This window comes from Arthrobacter sp. MOO21, from assembly GCF_057369995.2.
Map to the genome: position 1 here is coordinate 399,558 of NZ_CM170671.2, position 25,458 is coordinate 425,015.

At 67.3% G+C, this 25,458-nt stretch carries 20 protein-coding genes and 1 pseudogene; 15 read left to right on the plus strand and 6 right to left on the minus strand.

Translation table 11 applies throughout. The features are described 5' to 3' along the window. The first annotated feature begins 24 nt into the window (after positions 1–24). The 9 genes from mmsB to AC2JAJ_RS01795 all read left to right on the plus strand — a co-directional run bounded on the left by mmsB (position 25) and on the right by AC2JAJ_RS01795 (position 10,778). Positions 25–1,308, plus strand: a complete 1,284-nt coding sequence (gene mmsB / locus AC2JAJ_RS01755; RefSeq protein ID WP_221384045.1) for a multiple monosaccharide ABC transporter permease — start codon at positions 25–27, stop codon at positions 1,306–1,308. A 49-nt stretch (positions 1,309–1,357) separates the two neighbouring features. Next, entirely contained in the window at positions 1,358–2,455 is a 1,098-nt protein-coding gene (locus AC2JAJ_RS01760) for a substrate-binding domain-containing protein (protein WP_486414521.1), read from the plus strand. A gap of 199 nt (positions 2,456–2,654) precedes the next feature. Then, entirely contained in the window at positions 2,655–4,055 is a 1,401-nt protein-coding gene (locus tag AC2JAJ_RS01765; RefSeq protein WP_486414520.1) for an ABC transporter permease, read from the plus strand. Between the two features lie 2 nt (positions 4,056–4,057). Further along, positions 4,058–4,765 carry an ABC transporter ATP-binding protein gene (locus AC2JAJ_RS01770; RefSeq protein WP_486414519.1) on the plus strand — a complete coding sequence of 236 codons (708 nt, stop codon included), beginning with the start codon at positions 4,058–4,060 and terminating at the stop codon, positions 4,763–4,765. Positions 4,766–4,889: 124 nt separating this feature from the next. Continuing rightward, complete coding sequence (locus AC2JAJ_RS01775; RefSeq protein ID WP_473693251.1) at positions 4,890–5,960, plus strand: Gfo/Idh/MocA family protein; 1,071 nt, start codon at positions 4,890–4,892, stop codon at positions 5,958–5,960. Positions 5,961–6,170: 210 nt separating this feature from the next. Beyond that, positions 6,171–7,118, plus strand: a complete 948-nt coding sequence (locus AC2JAJ_RS01780) for a hypothetical protein (protein WP_486414518.1) — start codon at positions 6,171–6,173, stop codon at positions 7,116–7,118. Between the two features lie 90 nt (positions 7,119–7,208). Further along, entirely contained in the window at positions 7,209–8,762 is a 1,554-nt protein-coding gene (locus tag AC2JAJ_RS01785; protein WP_486414517.1) for a hypothetical protein, read from the plus strand. Positions 8,763–9,048: 286 nt separating this feature from the next. Continuing rightward, positions 9,049–10,272: a protein kinase domain-containing protein gene (locus AC2JAJ_RS01790; protein WP_501053320.1), complete on the plus strand. Its 1,224-nt coding sequence runs from the start codon at positions 9,049–9,051 to the stop codon at positions 10,270–10,272. Next, positions 10,269–10,778, plus strand: a complete 510-nt coding sequence (locus AC2JAJ_RS01795) for a hypothetical protein (RefSeq protein ID WP_486414515.1) — start codon at positions 10,269–10,271, stop codon at positions 10,776–10,778. The genes AC2JAJ_RS01790 and AC2JAJ_RS01795 overlap by 4 nt, the downstream gene beginning before the upstream one ends. A gap of 120 nt (positions 10,779–10,898) precedes the next feature. Here AC2JAJ_RS01795 and AC2JAJ_RS01800 read toward each other — a convergent pair whose 3' ends face one another. Continuing rightward, entirely contained in the window at positions 10,899–13,118 is a 2,220-nt protein-coding gene (locus AC2JAJ_RS01800; protein ID WP_486414514.1) for an NADP-dependent isocitrate dehydrogenase, read from the minus strand. A gap of 327 nt (positions 13,119–13,445) precedes the next feature. On the opposite strand from AC2JAJ_RS01800, the gene AC2JAJ_RS01805 reads away from it, so the two are divergent. Together AC2JAJ_RS01805 and AC2JAJ_RS01810 are read left to right on the plus strand one after the other, a co-directional pair. After that, entirely contained in the window at positions 13,446–14,414 is a 969-nt protein-coding gene (locus AC2JAJ_RS01805; RefSeq protein WP_486414513.1) for a trypsin-like serine peptidase, read from the plus strand. Beyond that, positions 14,398–14,631 carry a hypothetical protein gene (locus tag AC2JAJ_RS01810; protein WP_486414512.1) on the plus strand — a complete coding sequence of 78 codons (234 nt, stop codon included), beginning with the start codon at positions 14,398–14,400 and terminating at the stop codon, positions 14,629–14,631. The genes AC2JAJ_RS01805 and AC2JAJ_RS01810 overlap by 17 nt, the downstream gene beginning before the upstream one ends. A gap of 99 nt (positions 14,632–14,730) precedes the next feature. Here the strand turns inward: AC2JAJ_RS01810 and purH are convergent, their stop codons facing one another. Further along, positions 14,731–16,416, minus strand: a complete 1,686-nt coding sequence (gene purH / locus AC2JAJ_RS01815) for a bifunctional phosphoribosylaminoimidazolecarboxamide formyltransferase/IMP cyclohydrolase (protein WP_486414511.1) — start codon at positions 16,414–16,416, stop codon at positions 14,731–14,733. A 141-nt stretch (positions 16,417–16,557) separates the two neighbouring features. Here purH and AC2JAJ_RS01820 point away from each other — a divergent pair, with 141 nt between their 5' ends. Further along, the gene (locus tag AC2JAJ_RS01820) at positions 16,558–17,910 is read left to right on the plus strand and encodes an MFS transporter (protein ID WP_486414510.1); all 1,353 of its coding nucleotides are present in this window, start codon (positions 16,558–16,560) and stop codon (positions 17,908–17,910) included. 116 nt (positions 17,911–18,026) lie between these two features. Here the strand turns inward: AC2JAJ_RS01820 and purN are convergent, their stop codons facing one another. Then, on the minus strand, positions 18,027–18,608 hold the full coding sequence (purN, locus tag AC2JAJ_RS01825; protein WP_486414509.1) for a phosphoribosylglycinamide formyltransferase: 582 nt from the start codon (positions 18,606–18,608) through the stop codon (positions 18,027–18,029). Between the two features lie 39 nt (positions 18,609–18,647). On the opposite strand from purN, the gene AC2JAJ_RS01830 reads away from it, so the two are divergent. Then, positions 18,648–19,079, plus strand: a complete 432-nt coding sequence (locus AC2JAJ_RS01830) for a hypothetical protein (protein WP_486414508.1) — start codon at positions 18,648–18,650, stop codon at positions 19,077–19,079. 20 nt (positions 19,080–19,099) lie between these two features. Here AC2JAJ_RS01830 and AC2JAJ_RS01835 read toward each other — a convergent pair whose 3' ends face one another. After that, entirely contained in the window at positions 19,100–20,416 is a 1,317-nt protein-coding gene (locus AC2JAJ_RS01835) for a cell division protein PerM (RefSeq protein WP_501053321.1), read from the minus strand. Between the two features lie 452 nt (positions 20,417–20,868). Further along, positions 20,869–21,726: a DUF2382 domain-containing protein gene (locus AC2JAJ_RS01840; protein WP_486414506.1), complete on the minus strand. Its 858-nt coding sequence runs from the start codon at positions 21,724–21,726 to the stop codon at positions 20,869–20,871. 256 nt (positions 21,727–21,982) lie between these two features. Between AC2JAJ_RS01840 and AC2JAJ_RS01845 the strand changes: the two genes are divergently transcribed. Beyond that, complete coding sequence (locus AC2JAJ_RS01845; RefSeq protein ID WP_486414505.1) at positions 21,983–23,140, plus strand: glycosyltransferase family 4 protein; 1,158 nt, start codon at positions 21,983–21,985, stop codon at positions 23,138–23,140. Then, entirely contained in the window at positions 23,137–24,507 is a 1,371-nt protein-coding gene (locus AC2JAJ_RS01850; protein ID WP_486414504.1) for a UDP-glucose dehydrogenase family protein, read from the plus strand. The genes AC2JAJ_RS01845 and AC2JAJ_RS01850 overlap by 4 nt, the downstream gene beginning before the upstream one ends. Positions 24,508–24,639: 132 nt before the next feature. On the opposite strand, the pseudogene AC2JAJ_RS01855 reads toward AC2JAJ_RS01850, so the two are convergent. Beyond that, a pseudogene (locus tag AC2JAJ_RS01855) lies at positions 24,640–25,386 on the minus strand (HAD hydrolase family protein); the annotation flags it as partial. Between the last annotated feature and the right edge of the window lie 72 nt (positions 25,387–25,458).

The following is a 25,458-nucleotide window of genomic DNA, read 5'->3' on the forward strand; positions in this document are numbered from 1 at the left end:
CTTCCGGACACAAGGACTGACACCATGAACGCCCTCAAAAAGCTGTTTGGCGGCAACACCCGCCAATTCGGCATGATCTTCGCCCTCGTGGCCCTGATCATCTTCTTCCAGTTCGCCACCGACGGCCGGACCCTGACCCCCGGCAACGTCATCAACCTCTTCAACGGCAACTCCTACATCCTGATCCTGGCCATCGGCATGGTCCTGGTGATCATCGCCGGCCACATCGACCTTTCCGTGGGTTCGGTCGCAGCGTTCGTGGGCGTCACCGTGGCCCTGGCCATCCGCGACTGGGGCATCCCCTGGTGGGCAGGCGTCCTGCTGGGGCTGGTGCTCGGCGCCGTGATCGGAGCCTGGCAGGGCTGGTGGACAGCGTATGTGGGAATTCCCGCCTTCATCGTGACCCTGGCCGGCATGCTGCTGTTCCGCGGCTTCAACCAGTTCGTGGGCAAGTCCAACACCATCCCGGTTCCGAACGATTTCCAGTACCTGGGCTCCGGCTACCTGCCCGAGGTCGGCCCGAACATCGGTTACAACAACCTGACCCTGCTGCTGGGCATCGCCGTCGCAGCGTTCGTGGTGGTGGGCGAACTGCGCTCCCGGGCCAGGGCCAAGGCGCTGGGCGCCGAAGTCCCGGAAATGTGGGTCACAGTTGTAAAGCTGGTCCTGATCTGCGCAGCGATCCTCTACGCCACGTATCTCTTCGCCACCGGCCGCCCCGGTACCTCCTTCCCCATCCCCGGCCTGATCCTGGCCGTCCTGGTGCTGATCTACGGGTTCATTTCCTCCCGCACCATCCTGGGCCGCCATGTGTACGCAGTCGGCGGCAACCGCCACGCAGCCGAGCTCTCCGGCGTCCAGTCCAAGAAGGTCAACTTCCTGGTCATGATGAACATGTCCATCCTGGCCGGCCTGGCGGGCATGATCTTCGTGGGCCGCTCCACAGCCTCCGGCCCGTTCGACGGCGTCGGCTGGGAACTGGACGCCATCGCCGCAGTCTTCATCGGCGGCGCGGCCGTCACCGGCGGTGTGGGCACCGTGGTCGGATCCATCATCGGTGGCTTGGTCATGGCAGTGCTCAACAACGGCCTCCAGCTCCTCGGCGTCGGCGCCGACCTCACCCAGATCATCAAGGGCCTGGTCCTGCTGATCGCCGTCGCCTTCGACGTTTACAACAAGAGCCAGGGCAAGCGCTCCATCATCGGCATGCTGACCAGGAATATGGGGCGCCCGTCCTCCGGTCCCAGCGGCCCCATGCAGCCCGACGAAACTACCTCCACCAAGGAAGCGATCGCCAGGGAAGCCTGATGTTTGCAGCCTGAATACTGTTCCATCACACAAAGAAAGAGAACCAATAATGCGAATGTTTGGTAAAGCAGGAAAGGCCGCAGCGGTTGCTGCCATCGCAGCACTGGCGCTGACGGGCTGCGGCCGCTCGGAAACCCCCTCGGGCGGAGCCAGCGGAGGCGCTGGAGGATTCGAGCAGAACTCCTCCATCGGCGTCGCGCTTCCGCAGAAGACCAGCGAAAACTGGGTCCTCGCCGAGAAGCTCTTCAACGACGGCCTCAACGGTGCAGGGTTTAAAGCTGACGTCCAGTTCGCCAACGGCGGCGTCTCCGAGCAGCAGAACCAGATCAGCGCCATGGTCACCAAGGGTGCCAAGGTCATCATCGTCGGCGCCATCGACGGCTCGCAGCTGGGTACCCAGCTCAAGCAGGCCAAGGACGCCGGCGCCACCGTCATTGCGTACGACCGACTCCTCCTGAACACCGACAACGTGGACTACTACGTGGCCTACGACAACTTCAAGGTCGGCGTGCTCCAGGGCCAGGCGCTGCTGGACGGGCTCAAGGCCAAGAAGCCCACGGGCCCCTACAACATCGAGCTGTTTGCCGGCTCCCCCGATGATGCCAACGCCAAGGTCTTCTTCGACGGCGCCATGAGCGTCCTGAAGCCGAAGATCGACGACGGCACCCTCAAGGTGGTCTCGGGCCAGACCTCCTTCGAGCAGGCCGTGACCCAGGGCTGGAAGGCCGAGAACGCCCAGCGCCGCGCCGACACCCTGCTCACCGGCAGCTACACCAGCGCCAACCTGGACGGCGTCCTCTCCCCCAACGACACCCTGGCCCGTGCAGTCCTGACCTCCGTCAAGGCCGCCGGCAAGCCGATCCCCGTCGTGACCGGGCAGGACTCCGAGGTTGAGTCGGTTAAGTCGATCATGGCAGGCGAGCAGTACTCCACCATCAACAAGGACACCCGCAAGCTCGTTGAGCACGCCGTCACCATGGTGAAGGACCTGCAGGCCGGCAAGAAGCCCGAGGTCAACGACGACAAGTCCTACAACAACGGCAACAAGGTTGTCCCGGCCTACCTGCTGGAGCCGGTCATCGTCACCGCGGCCAACGTGAAGACGGCCTACACCGACGATCCGGTACTCGGCCCGATCACCAAGTAACACCACTCAGCAACAGCCGGAACCAGCGGCAACCGGAAAGCCCGGCCCCCTCGTGGGGCCGGGCTTTCCGGCGTTTGCGGACCACGCCAGCGCGGTTCACAGCCCAAACACAGGCAGGGCCGGATTCCTGCACAGCATCCCCGGTGAAGGTGGAGGCGAAGCCGGCCGTCCGCGCCGGCACCTGAACCATAGGAGTAACGTGAGCGTCCTCGCCCGAAGCGTAGGCAATGCCTTCAGAAACAAGGTCCGCACCGGAGCCGTCGTCGCGGTGCTGGCCGTCGCCATCGGCCTCGCCTTGGCCATGCTGGTGGCCAACCAGGCCGTCGGAGCGAAAGTGCAGGAGCTCAATGCCTCCGTCGGCACCGTCCTGACCGTCAACCCCGCCGGCGGGCAAGGCTTTGAAGGCGGCGGGGAGCCGCTCACCGCCGACCAGGCGGCCACGGCCAGCGGCGTGGCGAACGTTAGTGCCGTCGTCGGGACCTCCTCCCTGCGGCTCCGCAACGCCAGTGAGGCGGCAGCGCAGGCCGCGGCCGGAACCCAGGCGGGCCCCGGCGGACAGGGCGGACCTGGCGGCCAGGCCGCCGCAACACTGACCACCAGCCTCACCGCCGCAGTGGACGCGGGTACGCTGGGCAACCGCAACCAGCAGGCCAACGGAACGGCTGGCGCCTCCGGAACCGCGCAGCCCGCCCGGTCCCTGCCGATCACCGTTACCGGCATCGGGGCGGAGCTCGACACCACGGGCAAGGCCCTGGACATCACCCAGGGCGCCGGGCTGGGCGACTATTCGGCAGTATCCAGCGGCGCCCTGCTGGGCACCACCCTGGCTGTGAAGAACAACCTGGCCGTCGGTTCCACCTTCACCATCAGCGACCAGACCTACACCGTGGCCGGAGTGTTCGACGCCGGCACCGCCTTCGGCAACAACGCCGCCTTCGTGACGCTCCCCACCGCCCAGGCCCTCGCCGGAACGCCGGGTGAACTGTCCAGCATGATCGTCACCGTCGACTCCCTGGAAAACGTCGCCGCCACCAAGACGGCCCTGCAGGCCGCCCTCGGCACCGACAAAGCGGATGTCACGCAGGGCCAGAACCTGCAGACCGCCCTCAGCTCCCTTAACAGCGTGAAGAACATTTCCTTCATCGCCTTCGTCGCCGCGCTGGGCACCGCCGGGATCATCATCCTGCTCATCATGGTGATGCTGGTCCGCGAGCGCCGCCGGGAAATTGGCGTACTGAAGGCGATCGGCGCACCGAACCGCACCATCGGGCTCCAGTTCGTCCTGGAAGCCCTGGTCCTGGCCGCCCTCGGCAGCGCGGTGGGCGCGGCCATCGCCTCCTTCGCCAGCGGCGGCATCGCGTCTGCCCTCATCAGCAGCAACACCACCACGACAGCCACCACCGGCCGCGGCTTCCCCGGCGGCCAAGGTGGCCCGTTCGGCGGCGCCTCCCAGCTGCTCAACTCCGTCACCGCAAGCGCCTCCCCCGGCGTGATCGCCGGCGGCATCGCCGCCGTCTTCGGGGTCGCCGTCATCGGAGCCCTGGTTCCCGCGCTGCTCACCGCGCGTATCCGCCCCATCGAAGTCCTGCGAGGAGAATAGCCATGATTGAAGTCAAGAACCTGGTCCGCACCTTTAACTCCGGAGACCGCACCATCAAGCCGGTGAACGACGTCAGCTTCGTCCTGGAGCAGGGAACCCTAGCCTCCATCGTGGGCAAGAGCGGCAGCGGCAAGAGCACGCTGCTTTCCCTGCTGGGCGCCCTGGACAAGCCAACCAGCGGGGACGTGGTGGTCGATGGCGTCAGCCTGGCCAGCCTGCCCGACACCAAGCTGACCGAATACCGCCGCCGCGACATCGGGTTCGTGTTCCAGCAGTTCAACCTGATCCCCAACCTGTCGGCGGTGGACAATGTCATGCTGCCGATGGAGTTCGCCGGGATGGGCAAGGCGGCCCGGCTGCAGCGCGCCGGGGAGTTGCTGGAGCAGGTCCAGCTGGATCCGACCAAGCATGACCGGCGCATCAACAGGCTCTCCGGCGGCGAGCAGCAGCGTGTGGCGATCGCCCGGGCACTGGCCAACGAGCCCAAACTGATCCTCGCCGACGAACCGACGGGCAACCTGGATGAGCAGACGGGTGACCACATCATCGAGCTCCTCAGCTCGCTCAGCCGGGAGCACAACACCACCATCCTGGTGGTGACCCACGACCGGGCCCTGGCGAACAAGACGGACCGCCGCTTCCGGCTCCAGCAGGGCAAGCTCACGGAGGAACCGGTGCGGGGCCGGGCCGCCGTCACGGCCACGGCGTGACGCCCCGGGGCCGCCGGCGGGGGAACCGCTCTCCGGTTCCGCCGCCGTCGGCCTCTTTCCGCCGCGTCCCTTCCTGCCGGCCGGAATCCACCGGGCTCCCAGCCGCTGTGACAGGATGGCAGCTATGAGTGCCCCCATCGCCACGCCATGGCTTTCGAGCCAGTCCGACCAGGATCCACGTTCCGCCACAGGGGACCCGCTGCGCTGGGGCATCATCTCAACAGGCAGCATTGCCCGCGCCGTCTCGCAGGAGCTTGCCCTGCTCGCCGACGCCGAACTGTACGCCGTCAGTTCCCGGACGCAGGACACCGCGGACGCCTTTGCCGTGGCCTACGATTTCGCCAAGGCCTACGGGGACGACGGCGGAGTCCCCGGCTACCAGCGGCTTCTCGCCGATGAGGCCGTGGACGTCGTTTACGTCGCCACGCCGCACGCGCAGCACCACGAAATCGTCCTCGCCGCGCTCAACGCCGGCAAGCATGTGCTCTGCGAGAAGGCCTTCACCATCAACGCGCGCGAAGCCGCGGAGCTGATCGACGCCGCCCGTAGCCGGAAGCTCTTCCTGATGGAGGCGGTCTGGAGCAGGTTCCTGCCTTCCATGCAACGCGCCTTCGAAATCGCAGCCTCCGGCGAACTGGGAGACATCCACTGGATCACCGCCGACCTCGGGTTTCCGGCGCCGTACTCCCCCACGGCCAGGCTGTGGGCTCGAAGGGACGGTGGAGGCGCCCTCCTGGACCTCGCCGTCTACCCCTTGCTGTGGGCGCTTGGGACCCTCGGCTTTCCGCAGACCGTGAGTGCCACCGGCTTCGTCAATGACGACGGCGTGGACGCCCAGAACGCCATGACCCTCGGCTACAACCACGGCGCCCAGGTGCAGCTCACCTCCTCCCTGCTCGCCCACGGTCCCCGGACGGCCACTGTAGCCGGGAGCCTGGGCTACCTGCAGAGCATCGGCTCCATCAACAACCCCCTGGAACTGGTCGTCGCCAAGGGCTGGGAGGACCGCCGGACAGAAACCTTTGATGTCGTAGGCAAGGGCTACGCCTATGAACTGCGGGAGGTGACACGCTGCATCCAGCAGGGCCTGACCGAGAGCCCGGTGATGCCGTTGGAGGACACGCTGAACACCATGCGCCTCTTCGATGGGGTCCGTGCCCAGTTGGGTGTCACCTATCCAAACGACAGCCACTGACGCAACAGCGCTCGGGTACCGCGCCGTGGTGCGGCGTTCGCCGGTGGGTCAGCGGCGTGACGGCCAAGGTTTGGCCGTTGACGGCTTTCGAGTGCGCTCTTCCCGTTTGTAAATTTGTTTTACCCGCTTCTGGACTTCGGTAATAAGCAGTCTTACGATGTAGGCAGTGTCGATTGCAACAGTCACTGGGGGGTGGTACGCATGGCTCTCATGAGTTCGCCATGGCGTGCCCTGCGCCCGGCGCTCCTTGCCGGAGCCGCCGCCGTCACCTGGCTGACGCTTTCCTCAACGGCCGCAACTGCGGACGCCGGTCCTGACTCCTCATCCGTGTTGGGCGGCATCACCAGCTCGGTCTCGTCCCTGGCCGAAACCGTCACCGGACCGGCCCAATCCATTCCCACAGCTTCCGCTTCCGATGCTGCGGCGTCCACCGGGGTGCTGCAGCCCGTGGCCGCCCCGGTCTCCACACTGGCAGACGATCTTATTGCGTCGGTGCCGGTGGTAAGCCAGGTGGTTCCTGCCGGGACCGTGTCAACCGTTTCAGCACCCATCGCAGGTGCTGCTGACAGCCTGGCGGCGGATGTGGTGGAGGTGGCCGTTGCCCCTGTTGCCGAGTCCGTCCCGGCGCTGGAACCTGCACTCCAGCCGGTTTCCGATCTTCTCACTGGAGTTGAGGCGCTGCCCGTCCAGCTGCCGGAGCTGCCCGCTGTTGCTTCAGGCCCCGAACTGCCGACGAGTCCTGCGGATGATGTTGTAGGGGCGCTCCCTGGGGCCGCCGCTTCGAATGCCCGGGCTGTTGAAAACATCTCCGAGGCGGATGACTCCGCCGCTGAAGGGTCCCTTCCGGGCAGCATGCTGCAGGCGTCAGGCCAGGGCGCTGCACCTCTGGCGGCCACTACTGCCGGCCAATCGGCGCCCGCTGGAATCGCCGTAGAGGACCCCCTGTCCCTCGATCCTTCACCCCTGCCTGCCCAGGCACCTGCGGCCCCGGGCTCCGGCACGGGCTCCGGCGGATCGCCTGCCGGACCTTCCGGGGCTGCCGCCTGGCTTAATTCCTTCGATTACCTCTTCCGCATTGCCGGAGCCGTGCTGGGCCTCGAAAGCCCCGAGCATGCGCCCGCACCGGTGTCGTTCGACCCCGGTTCTTCTCCTGACTAGTTGAGACCCGTCTGCCCTTTTTAGGGCAGCACGTGGCCATCAGGGCAGCTGAACAGCGCCCGAACCTCAACTTTCTCAGGAGAATCCACCATGAGTTCCAACCTTTGCAGGGGGCTGCTTGGCACCCTCTTTGCCGGCGGCCTTTTGGCCCTCGGCTGCACAGCCGCGAATGCCGCGGATACCACCACCGGAGCGGACCTCTCCGCTTCGGCACTGATCTCGGCGGCGACTCCCGCTGACTCGACGTCGTTGGGCCTGCTGGGTGACCCAACGCCGGCCGACTCAACGGGCGTCGCCGCCGCCGTTGACGTGAACCTCGGCCTGGGCACCGTAAGCGCCACAGATCCGACGGCCACCACATCCACTGATGTCGCGGCCGTAGCCGCCGTCGACCTGGGGCTCGGCACCGGAACGGTCACCGACCCCGGGACCACCGGAACCACCGACGTCGCAGCAGCAGCCGCCGTGAACCTCGGGCTGGGCACCAACGGCACCGGCACCACGGACGGCACGACGGCGGACCTCACCGCCGACGCAACCGTCGAGCTCGGCACCGGTACGGTCACCGACCCCGGGACCACCGACGTCGCAGCGGCAGCCGCCGTCGACCTCGGCTTGGGAACCGGATCAGTCACCGACCCCGGCACCACAGGAACCACCGACGTCGCAGCAGCAGCCGCCGTCGACCTCGGCCTGGGCACCGGATCAGTCACCGACCCCGGCACCACCGGAACCACCGACGTCGCAGCAGCAGCCGCCGTCGACCTCGGCCTGGGCACCGGATCAGTCACCGACCCCGGCACCACCGGAACCACCGACGTCGCAGCAGCAGCCGCCGTCGACCTCGGCCTCGGCACCACCGGCACCGGCACCACGGACGGCACGACGGCGGACCTCACCGCCGACGCAGCCGTAGACCTGGGGCTCGGCACCGGAACGGTCACCGACCCCGGCACCACCGGAACCACCGACGTCGCAGCAGCAGCCGCCGTCGACCTCGGCCTCGGCCTCGGCACCACCGGCACCGACACCACAGATGGCACGACGGCGGACCTCACCGCCGACGCAGCCGTCGACCTGGGGCTCGGCACCGGAACGGTCACCGACCCCGGCACCACCGGAACCACCGACGTCGCAGCAGCAGCCGCCGTTGACCTCGGCCTCGGCACCACCGGCACCGACACCTCCGGCACCGGCGGGCTTGATGCCGTGGTCGGCCTGGCCGTTGACCTGGGTGTAGGTAGTGCAAGCGACACCGGCGCCAGCACTCCTGGCACCACTGACCCGGGAACCTCCACCCCGGGCGATGGCACCATCGGTGACGCCGGCACCGTCGACCCGGTAACGTCTGATCCCGGCGCAGCCAACCCCGGTGATAACTCCACCGGCACGGGCGGTGCCGCCGGCACCGCAGACGCTGGTGGCCTGCCGGCGGCTGGCGCCGGTTCCACCGCGGTAAGCGGCGCGATCGCAACCGTTGAGGTTCCCCGGAGCATCTCCGCCAACGGCAACGCGGCACTGGGCAACGCAGGCCTCGCCAACACCGGCCTCGCAAAGACCGGCTGGGACGCTTCACTGGTTCCCCTGGCCCTGCTGCTCCTGATCGCGGGGGTCCTGCTCCTCCGCAAGCGCAGGATGTCGTAGCAGCCGTCCACGCACCATCCGCAATCCCGCACACATGCGCCTGAAGCGGCAGCATCCAGCGAGCTGACGAGAGGAGGACCCGCCCGGAAACCACGAAAAGAAATACAAAACATGTCCAGCACACATGTCCTTGTAGCCAATGGTCCGGCGGCGGACCAGCTTTGGTTCGCCGCCGGGCCGTCGGCGTGTCACGGATACGGGGCACCCCCCCCCAATCGTCGGCATTACTCCACCGCCCGTATAATTTGAGGTACGAGAGTGCCGCGGCGCACCGGGAGGAACGGTCATGGTGGCGGAATCGCCTAGCTCCATCAAGAATGAAGTGGTCGGCGGACGTTATCGACTGGGGGATGTCATAGGGCGGGGCGGGATGTCCTCGGTATATTGCGCCCGGGACGAAAACCTCGGCCGGGACGTGGCGTTGAAACTTTTTGCCCCGCAGGCTCCGGACGCAGACGAACTCAAGCGGCAGGAAGCCGAGATCCAGCTTCTTGCCACGCTGAACCACCCCGGTCTTGTCACACTGTTTGACGCGGGCATCGACGACCGGATTCCGGATGAGCCCAGGCCATTCCTCACCATGGAGCTTGTGGAGGGCCAGGACCTGCGCAGCCGTATCCGCCACAGCCGTGTCCCCGTGGAGGAGCTTTCGGTCATCGGCGCCGGCATCGCTGACGCGCTGGCATATGTGCACGGCCTTGGGATCATCCACCGCGACATCAAGCCCGGCAACATCCTGCTGGTCCAGATCCGCCCCGGCGAGCCGCTGCGCCCCAAACTCACCGATTTCGGTATCGCCAGGATTGTCGACTCCACCCGGCTGACCGCCACCGGCACCATGGTGGGCACCGCCGCCTATCTCAGCCCTGAACAGGCCCTCGGCAAGCCCCTGTCCCCGGCCACAGACATCTACTCGTTGGGGCTTGTGCTGCTTGAATGCATCAAGGGCACCGTGGAGTACCCCGGCAGCCCGGTGGAATCCGCTGTTGCCCGCCTTCACCGCGCACCGGAGATCCCCGAAGACGTACCGTCGGAGTGGGCCGAGCTGATCCGCTCCATGACCGCTATCGAACCTTTGGAACGGCCCACCGCCGCCGAGATCGAAACGTCGTTGCGGCAGGCGCTTGTCTCCCCGGCGTCGACACCTGGTGATCTCGCACCCGAGACCACCCGCGTCCTGCCGGCCATGCCTTTCCACCCGCCCTCCATCACCGCGGAGGAATCCGTGGATGAGCTGCGGGAAGCAGCCGGAACAGGGGGCGTTGAAGCCAGCACCGAAGCGGCAATCGAAAAGCCCGCTGCCGCGCCCGCCCGGAATCTTCATCCCCAAACACGGACAAAGCGCTTCTGGCTGGCGCTGGTCCTGGGGCTCGTGGTGGTGGCTGCCGCGGTGGCAGCTGTCATGATGACCGTGTCAGCGCAGACCCCCGCCGACGTCGTCCCTTACCCGACGGTGACCGGGGTTCTTGGCGACCACCTGCAGCAACTTCAGAAGAGCGTGGAGCCGTGACCCTCCCCCCGGGCCGCTCCGCCAGGCTGTTACTTGGCTGCTCGGCGCTGGTGCTTTCAGCCATTGTCCTCAGTGCTTGCGCGCCCGCCAACAACGGCCTGCAGCGGGACGTCGCCACCCAGCTGCAGGCACGGGTCCTGGAGGTCACACAGGCGTCGTCCCAAAACGATGCGGCCTCAGCCTTGAAAGCCCTCGACGGACTTGAGTCCGACCTCTCGGCCGCGCAGGCGAGAGGCCGCGTCTCAGAGGACCGGCGGCGCAGCATCACCACCGTGGCAACGGCCGTCCGGGCAGACCTGAACCAGGCCCTTGCCGCCCAACAGGCCAAGGCCGCGGAGGACGCCCGGATCGCCGCCGAGCAGGCGGCCGCGCAAAGCCCCTCCCCCGCCCCCGAAGCAAAGGTGTCCCAAGCGGCCCCTGCCCCTGCACCGGCCCCAGGCGCTGCCTCCGGCAACGGGACGGACGCCGGCAAGAACAATGGTGACAAGGGCAAGGGCAAGAACTGAGGCAGGTATTGCCGTGCCAAACACAGAACCTGAACGAAAGAGGCGGTGCTCCGGGATCCCGGAGCACCGCCTCTTTTTGGCCAGCGGCCCAGCACCGCAGGTGCCGGGCCGCGCCGATGCCTAGCTCAGGCTGCCGATGACCTTGTTAAGCGTCGCGGACGGACGCATCACAGCTGACGCCTTGGCGTCGTCCGGGCGGTAGTAGCCTCCGATGTCCACCGGCGAGCCCTGCACCTCGGCCAGTTCGCCCACGATCGTCTCTTCCTTGGAGGAAAGCTCGCCGGCGACCGAGCTGAACGCGGCCGCCAGGTCGGCGTCGTCCGTCTGCTTGGCCAGTTCCTCGGCCCAGTAGCGGGCCAGGTAGTAGTGGCTGCCGCGGTTGTCCAGCTCGCCGGCGCGGCGGCTCGGGGATTTGTTCTCCAGCAGGAAGGTGCCGGTGGCACGGTCCAGGGTGTCGGCCAGGACCTGCGCACGGGCGTTGCCCGTGGTGGTGGCCAGGTGCTCGAAGCTGACGGCCAGGGCCAGGAACTCACCCAGGCTGTCCCAGCGGAGGTGGTTTTCCTTGAGCAGCTGCTGGACGTGCTTCGGGGCGGACCCGCCGGCGCCGGTCTCGAACAGGCCGCCGCCGTTCATCAGCGGAACAACGGAGAGCATCTTGGCGCTGGTACCCAGTTCCAGGATGGGGAACAGGTCCGTGAGGTAGTCGCGAAGCACGTTGCCTGTGACGGAGATGGTGTCCTCGCCCTTGCGGATGCGGTCCAGGGTGAAGGCGATGGCCTTGACCGGGGACATGATCTGGATGTCCAGGCCCTCGGTGTCGTGCTCCTTCAGGTACTCGTTGACCTTGGCGATGAGGTTGGCGTCGTGCGCGCGCTCCTCGTCCAGCCAGAACACGGCCGGCGTCTGGGATGCACGGGCGCGGGTCACGGCCAGCTTGACCCAGTCGCGGATGGGGGCGTCCTTGGTCTGGCAGGCTCGCCAGATGTCTCCCTCGGAAACCTCGTGTTCGATCAGGACATTGCCGGAGCCGTCCACAACCTGCACGGTGCCGGCTTCCTGGATTTCGAAGGTCTTGTCGTGGCTGCCGTATTCCTCGGCTGCCTGGGCCATGAGGCCCACGTTCGGCACGGTGCCCATGGTGGTGGGGTCGTAGGCGCCGTTGGCGCGGCAGTCGTCGATGACCACCTGGTAGATGCCCGCGTAGGAGCTGTCCGGCAGGACGGCGAGGGTGTCGGCTTCCTTGCCGTCCGGGCCCCACATGTGGCCGGAGCTGCGGATCATGGCGGGCATGGAGGCGTCCACGATGACGTCGCTGGGGACGTTCAGGGTGGTGATGCCCTTGTCCGAGTCCACCATGGCCAGGGCGGGGCCGTCTTCCAGGCCCTTCTTGATCAGGTTCTGGACGCCGTCGCGGACGTCCTCCGGAAGGTCCTCGAGGCTGCTCAGGATGGCGGCCAGGCCGTTGTTGGGGCTGATGCCGGCGGCGGCGAGCTGCTTGCCGTAGGTTTCGAACAGTTCGGAGAAGTATGCCTTGACCACGTGGCCGAAGATGATGGGGTCCGAGACCTTCATCATGGTGGCCTTGAGGTGCGCCGAGAACAGCACGCCTTCTTCCTTGGCACGGGCAACCTGTGCCTTCAGGAATTCGTCCAGGGCGGCGGCGCGCATGACGGTGCCGTCGATGACCTCGCCGGCCAGGACCGGGAAGGCCTTCTTCAGGACCTTAACCGAGCCGTCCTCGCGGACCAGCTGGATGGCGATGGTGCCTTCGGATTCGATGACCACCGACTTTTCGTTGGAGCGGAAGTCGTCCTGGCCCATGGTGGCCACGTTGGTCTTGGAGTCCGGGGTCCAGGCGCCCATGGAGTGCGGGTTCTGGCGTGCGTAGTTCTTGACGGACAGCGGTGCGCGGCGGTCCGAGTTTCCTTCGCGCAGGACCGGGTTCACGGCGGAGCCCTTGATCTTGTCGTAGCGCGAGCGGATGGCAGTTTCCTCGTCCGAGGACGGGTTGTCCGGGTAGTCCGGCAGTGCGTAGCCCTGGCCCTGCAGCTCTGCGATCGCGGCCTTCAGCTGCGGAATGGAGGCGCTGATGTTGGGCAGCTTGATGATGTTTGCTTCCGGCGTCTTTGCCAGCTCACCGAGTTCAGCAAGGGCGTCACCGATCTGCTGCTCGGGGGTCAGGTAGTCACCGAAGACGGCGATGATGCGGCCGGCGAGCGAGATGTCGCGGGTCTCCACCTCCACACCTGCTGTCGAAGCGAACGCCTCGATGATCGGCAGGAACGAATAGGTAGCCAGCATCGGCGCTTCGTCGGTGTGGGTGTAGATAATCTTGGACATGCGCGGGCGTCTCCCTGTGGGTCGGCTTGGTTGTGAAAATTTCGGTCTATTTCACCATGTACAACTTACCCGAGGACGCCCGTTCAAACCTCAACGGGCCCCCCGCATTACCGCGCTGAGAGCAGGATTACAGCGATGGAGAACGCACGACGGCGGGATGGCGCACTTGGGTGCGTGGCGCCGTCGGCATCTCCCGTCCCCCGGGGACGGAAAGGGCCGGGCAACCCCTACATGAGACGTCACTACTGTTTACAAACTTGTCATATGACGATAAATTCGCTACGTCACTCCCGACCCCGGGCCCAACCCCGTTAAGACAGGACAACAATGACACGCACCAGGTCTCTGGCCTCCGGCCTCTTGGCCTTCTCGGCAGCCGCCGTGCTGGCACTCACCTCAGCAGCCGGAGCATCCGCTGCACCGGCACCGTCCGGGGACCAGGCGAATCCCTCGGTCACCAAGGCGTCCGTGGAGGCCGCAGGTGCCGCCGACTACTGGACCGCCGAGCGGATGCAGAGCGCCATCCCCGGAAACGTCCTGGCCGGGAAAGCCCTGGAACGCGGCAACCGCTCCAGCGCCGACATCGTGGAAAAGGGCAAGGCCAGCACCACCAAGGCCACCAGGGGCAAGCAGACCATCGCCCAGAGCGAAGTCCCCGTCTCCCACATCGGCAAGGTCTTCTTCACCCTGGGCGGGTCGAACTACGTCTGCTCGGGCAACGCCGTCTCCTCAGCCAACGGCAGCACGGTGTCCACGGCCGGTCACTGCGTGAACGAAGGCCCCGGCGCCTATGCAACCAACTTCGTCTTCGTGCCCGCCTACGAGAACGGCAACGCCCCCTACGGCAAATGGGCCGCACGTGCCCTGTACGCCCCCACCCAGTGGGTCACCAACGGCGACATGACCTACGACACCGGGTTCGCCGTGGTGAACCGCAACACGCAGAACCAGACCCTGACGTCCGTGGTCGGCGGCTCGGGTGTAGCCTTCAACCAGGCCCGCGGGCTGACCTACAAGTCCTACGGCTACCCCGCCGCAGCACCGTTCAACGGCGAGACGCTCAAGAGCTGCACCGGAACCGCAACGGACGACCCCAACAACCCGCAGTTCGGCAGCCAGGGCATTCCCTGCGACATGACCGGCGGCTCCTCCGGCGGCCCGTGGTTCATCGGCACCAGCTCCGACGGCCTGCAGAACTCCATTAACAGCTACGGCTACAACCGCTCCGCAGTGATGTACGGCCCGTACTGGGGCTCCGTCATCCAGGCCACCTACAACAGTGCAGCAGCAGCCTAGAGAACCAGCGCCGGGCCACGGCGGGGCCAGCCAGGGCGACGTCAGCCACGTCGACCTGAACCAGTCGCCCGACGAGGTCCTCGAGTACTGGACAGAGGAACGGATGGCGGAAGCCAAGCCCCGGGAGCTCCGGCTTCCGGAGGAGGGTCCGCGTCTCAAGCAGAGGGGCGCGGACACTGGAGAACCAGAATCCGGCTCCCCCGGCCCGGAACGCTAGGCACGCACCGGGCCACGGCTCAACGAACAAACGACGACGGCGCCCGTCCTCACCGAGGGGACGGGCGCCGTCGTCGTTAACACCATCGATTGATGGGGATCAGTGGAAGAAGTGGCGGGCTCCCGTGAAGTACATGGTGATGCCGGCCGCGTTGGCGGCGGCGATTACCTCGTCGTCACGCACGGATCCGCCGGGCTGCACCACTGCCCGGACGCCGGCGTCGATCAGGATCTGCAGTCCGTCAGCGAACGGGAAGAACGCGTCCGAAGCCGCCACGGCGCCTCGGGCACGCTCCGGTGCGCCGGCAGCGTCGGCGTTGGAGGCACCGCCTGCACCGTCGACGTCGGACTCCACCTTCACGCCCAGGGTGTTGGCCCGCTCCACGGCCAGCCGGCAGGAATCCAGGCGGTTGACCTGGCCCATGCCGATACCCACCGCTGCGCCGTTCTCGGCGAGGAGGATCGCGTTCGACTTGGCTGCCCGGCAGGCGGTCCAGGCGAAGGCGAGGTCCGCGAGGGTCTTCTCATCCGCGGCTTCACCGGCGGCGAGGGTCCAGTTGGCGGGGTTGTCGCCCTCCGCGTCCACCTTGTCGGTGACCTGGACCAGCATGCCGCCGGAGACCTGGCGGAACTCCGTGGGGTAGCGGCCGTAGCCCTCGGGCAGGGCGAGGAGGCGGATGTTCTTCTTCTTGGACAGGATCTCCACGGCTTCGGGCTCGAAGCCTGGCGCGATGACCACTTCGGTGAAGATGTCTTTGACGGTGTCGGCCATGCCGGCGGTGACGGTGCGGTTGGCGGCGATGACGCCGCCGTATGCGGAGACGGGGTCGCAGGCGTGGGCCTTGGCATGTGCGTCGGCGATGGGGTCGGCGGCGCCGGCGGAGCCAACTGCGACGCCACATGGGTTGGCGTGCTTGATGATCGCGACGGCCGGCCCGCTGAAGTCGAAGGCGGCGCGCAGGGCGGCGTCGGCGTCAACGAAGTTGTTGTAGCTCATGGCCTTGCCGTGCAGCTGGTCTGCCTGCGCGATGCCCACGGGCGCGGCGTTGTCCACGTAGAGGGCGGCCTGCTGGTGCGGGTTCTCGCCGTAGCGCAGGACCTCTGAGCGTTCCAGCGACAGGCCGGCGTAGGCGGGCCAGTCGATGACGCCGTCGCCGTCCTCGTCAAGGAACTGGCTGGCGGTCCAGGTGGCAACCGCATTGTCGTAGGACGCGGTGTGGGCGAAGGCCTTGGCCGCGAGGCGGCGGCGGGTCTTGAGGTCGAAGCCACCGGCGGCTGCGGCCTCCACCACCTGGCCGTAGAAGGACGGATCCACCACGATGGCGACGGCGGCGTGGTTCTTCGCTGCCGAGCGCACCATGGCGGGGCCTCCGATGTCGATCTGCTCGACGACGTCGTCCTGCGCGGCACCGGACTTGACGGTCTCCACGAACGGGTAGAGGTTCACCACGACGAGGTCGAACGGCTCGATGTCCATTTGCGTGAGCGTCTCCATGTGCGCCGCGACGCGGCGGTCGGCCAGGATGCCGCCGTGCACGCGCGGGTGCAGGGTCTTGACGCGGCCGTCCAGCATCTCAGGCGACCCGGTCACTTCCTCCACCTCCTGGACGGGGATGCCCGCGGCGGCGATCTTCTTGGCCGTGGAGCCGGTGGACACCAGCTTCACGCCCGCCTCGTGCAGGCCCTTGGCGAGCTCCTCCAGGCCGGTCTTGTCGTAAACCGAGATCAGGGCCCGGCGGATGGGTACACGGTCAATGGATACGCGCTCATGCTGCGTGAAGCTCACAAATGTCTCCGTCTTATCTCGCGGACCAGTGCCGCGGTTGGTGGGGATACGGCCAGTTTATCGCGAAGCGCAGCTTCGGCAGGTGTGTCCGCCCGAGTATGAACACCCGGGGCCGGGCTAGAGTTTTCCCAGGAGGCGGCGATGAATACTTACACCACTGTGCCCAGCGGCGAACAGGTGGTCCAGGAACTGCCCTGGCGTTGGAAAGTCCAGGGCAGGATCTTCCTGATCGGGGGCCTGGGCTTCATGTTCGACGCCTGGGACGTGACCCTGAACGGCATCCTGATCCCGCTGCTGTCCAAGCACTGGTCCCTGACCGCCGGCGACGCGGCCTGGGTGGGCACCGCCAACCTGGTCGGCATGGCGCTGGGCGCCTTCATTTGGGGCACGATTGCTGACACGGTCGGTCGCAAGAAGGCATTCACCGCCACGCTGCTGTTGTTCTCCGTGTTCACCGTGCTCGGTGCGTTTGCTCCGGACTTTGCGTGGTTCTGCCTCTTCCGGTTCTTGGCCGGCTTCGGGCTGGGCGGGTGCATCCCGGTGGACTATGCCCTGGTGGGTGAGTTCACTCCGCGGAAGCAGCGCGGCAAGGTGCTGACGGCGATGGACGGCTGGTGGCCCATCGGGGCCGCCCTGGCAGGGTTCGTCTCCGCCGGGCTGGTGGCACTGTACGGTGACTGGCGCCTGACCATGCTGGTCATGGTGCTGCCGGCACTGCTGGTGTTCTGGGTCCGCCGCAGCGTCCCTGAGTCGCCGCTGTTCCTGATCCGCAAGGGCCGCCGCGAGGAGGCGGCCCGGATCATCGACGGACTGGTGGCCGCCACCGGAGCAGAGGCGCGCGCCTACAGCCTGCCCGATGCCAGGGATGTGCCGCGGCTTTCGGCCGGCAGCGCCTGGACGCAGCTCCGCTCCGTCTGGCAGTTCAACTGGAAGATCACCGCCGCTGCGTGGTCCCTCTTCTTCAGCATCCTCCTGGTGTACTACCTGTCGCTGACCTGGATGCCGCGGATCCTGATTGGGGCCGGGTTCGCCGAATACAAGGCGTTCGTGACCACTGCGTCCATGGCGGCCGTCGGCTTCCTGGGCGTGGTGGTGGCAGCCCTGCTGGTGGAGCGGGTGGGCCGCAAATGGATTCTGGCCATCACCGGCCCGCTGTCCGCGCTGACCCTGGTCATCGTGGCGATCGTAGTGGATATCCCCACGGCCGCGGTGTTTTGGCTGCTGGTGTTCGGGTTCGTGGTCCAGGTGGCCATCCCGGTGCTCTACGCGTACGTCTCAGAGCTCTACCCCACCGAGCTGCGCGGCACCGGGTTCGGCTGGGCGTCGACGTTCTCGCGGCTGGGGGCCGGGTTCGGTCCGCTCATCTTCGCGAACTACTTCTGGCCCGAACTGGGGCTGGCCACGTCCTTTGCGCTGGCAGGGGCGCTGGTGCTGGCCGCCGTCCTGTGGATGGCGTTCTTCTCCCCCGAAACCCGCCAGCGCCGCCTCGAGTAGGACGTTCGGCGACGCGGCCGCTCATAGTCGACACTCAGGTTCCTTTTCGCGCACGAAATCCGGGGTGCGAAAAGGGATACCCGCCTCGAGAATGAGAATGCGTGTCGAGGACGGCTTCAGGACGCGGAGAACGAGGGGTCGGCGGCGAGGGCGGCCAGGGTAGACACCAGGAGCCTGCGTTCGACGACCTTGATGCGCTCGTGCAGCGTCTCCTCGGTGTCCGACTCCTCGATAGCCACGGCCTCCTGGGCAATGATGGGTCCGGTGTCCACGCCGGCGTCGGCCCAGTGCACGGTGCAGCCGGTCACCTTCACGCCGTAGGCCATGGCGTCCCGCACGCCGTGGGCTCCGGGGAACGCCGGGAGCAGAGCGGGGTGGGTGTTGAGGTACCGGCCGTTGAACGCGTCGATGAAATCCGGGCTGACGATCCGCATGAAGCCGGAGGAAACCACCACGTCTGGCTTGTACGCGGCCACGGCTTCGGTCAGCGCGGCGTTCCAGTCGGCCCGGTCCGGATAGGCCTTGAAGTCCACCACGAACGTGGGGATGCCCGCCGCGGCGGAGCGCTCGACGCCGAACGTGCCTTCGCGGTCTGCCCCCACCGCCGCGATCTCGACGTCGAGCCGGCCCGCCTTGACGGCGTCGATGACGGCCTGGAGGTTGGACCCGGTTCCGGAGACGAGGACGACGATTCGCATTGGTCCAGCTTAGGTGCACGCTCGCGTACGCTGGAAAACATGAACAGCACACCGGGGCGGGGCGGGAAGCAGCAGGCCAGGCCGTCGCCCAGCGAGGCGGCCAAGGCCTCCCTCGCCAAGACCCACACCCTGTTCCGGATGTTCGTTGTCTCCGTGCTCGGCGCGTTCTTCGTCTACCAGCTTGACGTCAACTACCTGTGGCTGACCACGTTCCTCACGGCTGCCGGGATTGTCCTCGGCGTGGTCCTGCTGGTCAGGGCGGTCCGGCTGAGGGAATCCAGGCTGGTGCTGTTCGGCACCATTTCGGGCCTGGTGGTCGCCGCTGTCATGGTGCTGCTGATCGTCAGCACCATGGTGTTCTTTGACCAGGTGCGCGAGTACCAGGCCTGCGTGGCCCGCGCCCTGACCGACCGCGCCACCCACGCCTGCATGGTGCAGTTCCAGGATGTGCTGCCCACCAGGGTGCGGTAGCCCGGCCACGGCCGTTGGTCCTAGCGGACCAGTTCCACATCCTGTTCCGCGGCAACGATTTTCTCGCGTTCCAGCCACGGCCCCGCAGCGTAGCCAATCACGACGCCGGCCCCCACCTCCGCGGCCACCCACAGGGCCGTCCAGAACGGGTCAGGTCCAATGTTGGTCAGGCGGCCAATGCCGGCGGATCCCCTGGCCACCCAGGCCAGGCAGACCGTCAGCAGCCCTGCCGCCGCGCCGACCAGCACTCCAAGCGCCAGCGTGGACACCGTCGCCGTGAACCAGCGCGCCCGGACCTTGATGGCGAGCCATTCGTCGAAGTGGTTTTCGCCTTCCCTGAGGAACCACCAGCCGGCAGCGGCTCCTGCCAGCACGGGGACGATCAGTGCCACGAAGGCGTAATCCAGGGGCCCCGAGGGAATGGCTGCCAGCACAGGGACCGAAGGCAGCGGCCCCACAGCCGTGCCCAGGGGTCCCGCCTGGGACCCGGCCCCCATCGCAAATCCGGCGCCCGAGGTCCAGGCCAGGGCAAACACCACCAGGTTCGGCAGGAACCCCAGCTGCGCGATGGTGAGGGCAGCACCCCCTACCGGGCCGGGGTCGAGCGCTTCGTAGACCGCCACCACCAGGTTCCAGTGGATGAACAGGTCGACTGCCAGCAGGACGGCGGCCAGGGTGAGTGCGGCGGCCACCGCCACGAATCCTGCCTTCGCGGCGGAAGCGAAATACGAGCCGGCCCAGCGTGAGTGCTGGCTGGTGCGGGAGATCCAGTCCACTGCGTCCACTCCGATCAGCCGGCTCCAGGACCCCGCTTCCCTCCGGGCTCCGACCACCATGCCCAACCCGTACGGGATCAGCGGAACCAGCAGGGCGTACCAAAGGTTGATGACGACGTCGGGCGTCCGGCACACGAAGCCGGTGGCGGCACCGAACGCGGCATACACCGCCCACGACCCCAGCAGCGCCTGCCAGAGCTGGTCCGTGTAGGAGGCACGCGCCAGCCGCCGGCCGGCACGCCATGCCAGGAGGAAGGGGATCAGGGTCAGGCCGAGTGGTATCAGGTTCAGGAGGTCCGAAGTGCCACGGGAAGCGGACGCGGGTCCGGCGCCGGCAAGTTCCAGCGGAACGCCGTGGACCAGGAGCCAGGACTGCCCGGCCAGGCGGGCGAGGACCTCGAACTGGCCGTTCTGGAATCCGGCAGTGGCCCAGACGGCCACGATAGGCGCCACCACCACCAGCGCGGAGATGATGGCAGCCTGCGCCGTCTCGAGGGCGCCCTGCAGCCACAGGGGCATGGGAAGGCCACGGTCTCCGGTCTGATCAGCACGCAGTTTCATCGTGTTCCATGGTGTCACGCGGCGTGCCCCCCGCCTGCGAACGACAGGCACCTGACGGCCGCATAATCAGTGCACACCGCCCCGGCGCTTTTTCCCGGGGCGGGCCGTAAAATTGTTATCTGATATCACCACCGACCCCCGCCGAGGGTGTACTGCGATTTTCGCTGGCTTCCGGTTTCGGACACGCCAGCTACGGGCCCGGAATCCGTAAACCGGGAAAACAGGAGCCGCGAATGAGAGATGAACCGTAAGTTCTGAAGATATTCGTCCTACTGGCTGGTGCAGGCGCCGTTGTTGCGGCTGCACCAGCATTTTTGTGCCGGCAGGCCACGCCATGATGGCACACAGCGGCGCCGGGAGTCCCGGTGGGACTCCCGGCGCCGTCTAACGCCCTGAAGGTGCCGCTGTGGCGGTGCGCCTCCAGGCGCGGGGTTCAGCCTGCGGGGACAGGATCAGCGGCGGGTGTCGCCATCCATGTCAATGTTCTCCTTGCGGACTTCTTCGTTCACCGTGACGTCGTCGCGGACCACGTCCTTGTCCAGCCGGACCCGCTCCACCGGAACGGCTTCCTTCTCGACGACCGGGCGTTCCTCGTGGAGGACAACCTCGTGCTCCTCTTCGCTGATCGCCGGTCCGTCGAGGGCGGCGCCGCGGTTCGCGTCAGTGATGGGCTCGCGCTCAACGCGGACTTCCTCACGTTCCACGGGGATCGTCTTGGTGACGTTCTCAGTGGTGGCGTACTTCCGCAGCCGTGCGCGGCCGGTGGTTTCCCGTTCCTTGCCGACGTGCAGCCGTTCCTCGGAACGCGTCATGGCGTCATCGGTGGTCGGGCCCGACGTGTCGTGGCCGACGGTTCCGCGCGCGGTCTCGTCGCGGTCGTAAGTGTCCCGGCCGGCGGTAAGTCCGGTCGTCGGGGTGCCGGCGTTCAAGTCGGCATCGCCCTGCAGGTCGACGTCCCGCTCCGTGCCGGTACGCGCTTCGGTGTAGGTCCGGGCGCCGCGGTCATAGTAGGTGTAGAGGCGGTCCTCTTCCTCGGGGGTGAGGTGCCCGTCCGCGTCTACACGGGGGGCATCCTTGACGTGTTCCTTGGTGTACGGAACCACGAGGTCGTCGCCCTGGTGGTGTGCGCCCTCAACGGGCACAAAAGACTCGGAGGTGCCGAAGAGGCCCGTCTTGACGGTGACCCACGTGGGCTCGCCCGTGTCGTCGTCGGCGTACAGCTGTCCGATCGAACCGATCTTCGCGCCGTCGGATCCGACAACATGGCCGCCGCGGTTGAGCAGGTCTTCAAGATTGTTCCTGTTGAGCATGACTCTCCTTGGATCTGTCTTTGCACTGGGTCTGCCAGCGGCGGACGTACCCGGGGGGTTCCTCTGGTGTCCGGCTTGCGCCCCGGCTGCTTGAGGCTCTGCGCTGACTGCACCTCTACAGTAAGCATGCTTAGCATCAGATGCCAAGCCTACTTAGTATTTTTTTTGAACCCACCGATCTGTTGTTCATCCGGCCTTTTCCTTCGGGTAACGCTTTCTCCCCCGCCATTTCAAGGACGGCCCCCACGGTTGAAGGGTGAGGATCGCGATTGTTGCTGAATCATTCTTGCCGCTGATGAACGGAGTCACGCACTCCATCCTGCGGGTGCTGGACCACCTCCAGGACCGGGGCGACGACGTCCTGGTCATCGCCCCGTCCGCCCACGACAGCGAAGCACCGGCCTACGTCAACGGCGCGGAGATCCACAGGGTTCCCGCGGTTCCGCTGGCGGGATACACGAATGTCCGGGTGGCGATGGGCGGTGTGTACCGGGTCAAGCGCATCCTTGCCGACTACGCACCTGATGTCGTCCATCTCGCATCGCCGTTCGTTCTGGGCTGGCGCGCCGCGCAGGCCGCCCACCAGCTGGGTATCCCGGCCGTGGCAATCTACCAGACCGAGGTCCCCAGCTATGCCGCCAGGTATGGCGTGCCCTTCCTCGAGAACTGGGCCTGGAGCCGCGTGGAGAACATCCACCTGCTGGCCAGCCGCACCCTGGCCCCCTCTACGTTCGCGCTGAACCAGTTGCGCGGCCGGGGAATCCCGCGGGTCCGGATGTGGCGTCGCGGCGTGGACACCGTGCGGTTTTCGCCGGACAAGCGCGACGTCGGCTGGCGGGCTTCGGTGGCCCCCGGCGGGGAGCGGATCATCGGCTACGTCGGCAGGCTTGCCGTGGAGAAGCAGGTGGAAGACCTCGCTGCCCTGGCCGGGCTGCCGCATACCAGGCTGGTGGTGGTGGGCGATGGGCCCCAGCGGGCGGCCTTGGAAGAGGCCCTGCCGGACGCGGCCTTCACCGGGTTCCTCGGCGGCGAGGACCTGGCCCGCGCCGTGGCGTCCTTCGATCTCTTCGTCCATCCGGGCGAGTTCGAGACCTTTTGCCAGACCATCCAGGAAGCCATGGCCTCGGGCGTACCCGTGGTGGCCACCGGCCGCGGCGGCCCGCTGGACCTGGTGGAAAATTCGCGGACCGGATGGCTCTACGAACCCGGGGATCTGGCCGGCATGCGTGCCCGCGTACAGGACCTGATGGGCGATGACGCCAAACGCCGGGCGTTCGGGGCCGCGGCCCACGCCTCGGTCCAGGACCGGACCTGGCCCGCGCTCTGCCGGGAACTGGTCCGCCATTACACGGACGTCATCGCCAGCGGCCCTGTCCGCACAGGCACAACCAACGTCAAGGGAGCAAGGCTATGAAAGTTTCTGTCATCGGTTGCGGCTACCTCGGCGCGGTCCACGCCGCCACCCTGGCGTCCATGGGGCACACAGTGGTGGGCATCGACGTCGACCACCACAAAGTGGCTCAGCTCGCCTCCGGAAGCGCACCGTTCCACGAACCCGGTCTGGATGAACTTCTGCGGCACGGCAGGGCCACCGGAAGGCTCCGGTTCTCCACGGAGGCCGCCGATGCCGCGGACGCCAAGGTGCACTTCATCTGCGTGGGGACGCCCCAGGACAAAACGTCCGATGCCGCCGACCTCACCTTCCTTGTCTCCGCGACGGAAGCCCTGCTGCCGCACCTGGCCGCGGGCGCCGTCGTCGTAGGCAAATCCACGGTGCCCGTTGGCACCGTGGAACTGCTCCGCCGCCTGATGTCCGAACGGCCGGACGTACTGCTGGGCTGGAACCCCGAGTTCCTCCGGCAGGGCACTGCGGTGAAGGACTCGCTGGTGCCCGACCGGCTGGTGTACGGCGTCGACGGCGGCCGTGCTGCCGCCTTCAATAAGGCCACCGGGGCGCCGCAGGGCGTGACGGCTGTCCTGGATGCCGTCTACGAACCACTCCTGGCGGCAGGGATACCGCGGCTGGTCTGCAACTTCGCCACTGCCGAACTGATCAAGTCGGCAGCGAACGCATACCTGGCCACCAAGGTCAGCTTCATCAATGCCGTCGCCGAACTGTGCGACGCCTCGGGCGCGGACGTGGCGGAACTCAGCGAGGCGATGGGCCTGGACCCCCGGATCGGCAGCCGGTACCTGCATGCCGGCCTGGGCTTTGGCGGCGGCTGCCTGCCCAAGGACATCCGCAGCTTCCGCACCCAGGCCGCGGCGCTCGGAATCCCCGCCATCCGGAACTGGATGGGCCTGGTGGACTCGGTGAACATGGGCCAGCGCGAGCGCACCGTCCACCTGGCGCGCGGGCTGTGCGGCGGCACCCTGGCCGGACGCGCCATTACCGTCCTTGGCGCCTCCTTCAAGCCGGACACCGATGACATCCGCGACTCCCCCGCCCTGGATGTCGCCGACAGGCTCGCTGCCGCCGGCGCGCACGTCACCGTGACCGACCCCCAGGCAGTGAACCATGCCTGGCTGCGCTACCCCCGCCTCCGCTTCGAAGCGTCAACGCCGCGCGCGCTTGAGGGGGCCGAGTTGGTCCTGCTCCTGACCGAGTGGGACGAGTACCGCCGGTTGTGCCCGGCCGTTGCCGGCTCGCTGGTCCGGCGCCGGGTGGTGCTGGACGCACGCAACGCACTGGATGCGCCGGCGTGGCGGGAGGAAGGCTGGGTGGTGCGCGGCCTTGGGACCTCTGCAGGTGCCTTTGCCGCTTCGGCGGCCGTAGGCTGAACCTGGCCGGGTACGCCTAGTCCAGGAGTCCCAGCTCGGCGAACGCCAGGGCAACGCCGTTGCCGGCGGCCCTGCGGTGACCTTGTCGGCGACGGCGAGGACGTCGGGATGGCCGCCTTCCACTGCGATGCCGATGCCGGCGTATTCAAGCATCTCGATGTCATTGGCGCTGTCGCCGATGGCCACGATGTCCGCACGGTCCAGTCCCAGGCGGGCAGCCACCACCGCGATGCCCACTGCTTTGTGCGTACCCGCCATGAAGATCTCGCCGGCGCCGTCGCCGAGAGCGGAGAGCGAACTCGGGATGAGCCCGACCTCCGGCCCCAGGGCGCCCATCAGCCTGGGCAGTGGCACGGGCGAGTCGAAGCAGGAAATCTTGGCGAAGGACATCCCGCGCACGTCGTCGCTGTACTGCACCGGGCCCAGGATGTCCTCCACCGGATCGACGTCCGTCACGAGGACGCCGTCGTGGCGGGCGCGGCCGGCGAAGACGGGGGCGAGCACCCGGCGGAGGCGCTGGTCCATGCCGGAGCGGGCGTGCAGGGCCTCAGGCGCCTCGAGGATGTAGGCGGCGTCGTGCGCGTCCAGCGTGTCCACGATGAGCCGGGCCAGTTCGGGCTTGAAGCGCGTGTCCTTGAGGACCTCCCCTTCCAGCTCCACCCGGGCACCGGCGCCGGTGATGGTGCCGTCAAAGCCCGCGTCGAGGATGTGGTCCGGAACCATGGAAAGCGGCCGGCCCGTGCATACGAAGACAAGGTGGCCAAGCCGGCGAGCGGTGCGCACGGCGTCCACGTGCGCCTGCGGCGCCAACCCGTGGTCCGCGTACGTGCCGTCGACGTCCAGGAAGATGGCCCGCGGGCGGTGGGAATGGCTGGACATGCCGGGGCTCCTTGGTCTTCGTTCGTGAATACCCAATACTAGCCAGCCGATTTGACCGGCTTAAAGGCCGCC

Bases quoted from the DNA above. Each gene is read 5' to 3' on its own strand.
- purN (WP_486414509.1), bottom strand. From the start codon at position 18,608: ATGCGAATCGTCGTCCTCGTCTCCGGAACCGGGTCCAACCTCCAGGCC.
- AC2JAJ_RS01775 (WP_473693251.1), top strand. From the start codon at position 4,890: ATGAGTGCCCCCATCGCCACGCCATGGCTTTCGAGCCAGTCCGACCAG.
- AC2JAJ_RS01820 (WP_486414510.1), top strand. From the start codon at position 16,558: ATGAATACTTACACCACTGTGCCCAGCGGCGAACAGGTGGTCCAGGAA.
- AC2JAJ_RS01785 (WP_486414517.1), top strand. From the start codon at position 7,209: ATGAGTTCCAACCTTTGCAGGGGGCTGCTTGGCACCCTCTTTGCCGGC.
- AC2JAJ_RS01770 (WP_486414519.1), top strand. From the start codon at position 4,058: ATGATTGAAGTCAAGAACCTGGTCCGCACCTTTAACTCCGGAGACCGC.
- AC2JAJ_RS01830 (WP_486414508.1), top strand. From the start codon at position 18,648: ATGAACAGCACACCGGGGCGGGGCGGGAAGCAGCAGGCCAGGCCGTCG.
- AC2JAJ_RS01850 (WP_486414504.1), top strand. From the start codon at position 23,137: ATGAAAGTTTCTGTCATCGGTTGCGGCTACCTCGGCGCGGTCCACGCC.
- AC2JAJ_RS01805 (WP_486414513.1), top strand. From the start codon at position 13,446: ATGACACGCACCAGGTCTCTGGCCTCCGGCCTCTTGGCCTTCTCGGCA.
- AC2JAJ_RS01840 (WP_486414506.1), bottom strand. From the start codon at position 21,726: ATGCTCAACAGGAACAATCTTGAAGACCTGCTCAACCGCGGCGGCCAT.
- AC2JAJ_RS01790 (WP_501053320.1), top strand. From the start codon at position 9,049: ATGGTGGCGGAATCGCCTAGCTCCATCAAGAATGAAGTGGTCGGCGGA.
- AC2JAJ_RS01835 (WP_501053321.1), bottom strand. From the start codon at position 20,416: ATGAAACTGCGTGCTGATCAGACCGGAGACCGTGGCCTTCCCATGCCC.
- AC2JAJ_RS01780 (WP_486414518.1), top strand. From the start codon at position 6,171: ATGAGTTCGCCATGGCGTGCCCTGCGCCCGGCGCTCCTTGCCGGAGCC.
- AC2JAJ_RS01760 (WP_486414521.1), top strand. From the start codon at position 1,358: ATGCGAATGTTTGGTAAAGCAGGAAAGGCCGCAGCGGTTGCTGCCATC.
- AC2JAJ_RS01800 (WP_486414514.1), bottom strand. From the start codon at position 13,118: ATGTCCAAGATTATCTACACCCACACCGACGAAGCGCCGATGCTGGCT.
- mmsB (WP_221384045.1), top strand. From the start codon at position 25: ATGAACGCCCTCAAAAAGCTGTTTGGCGGCAACACCCGCCAATTCGGC.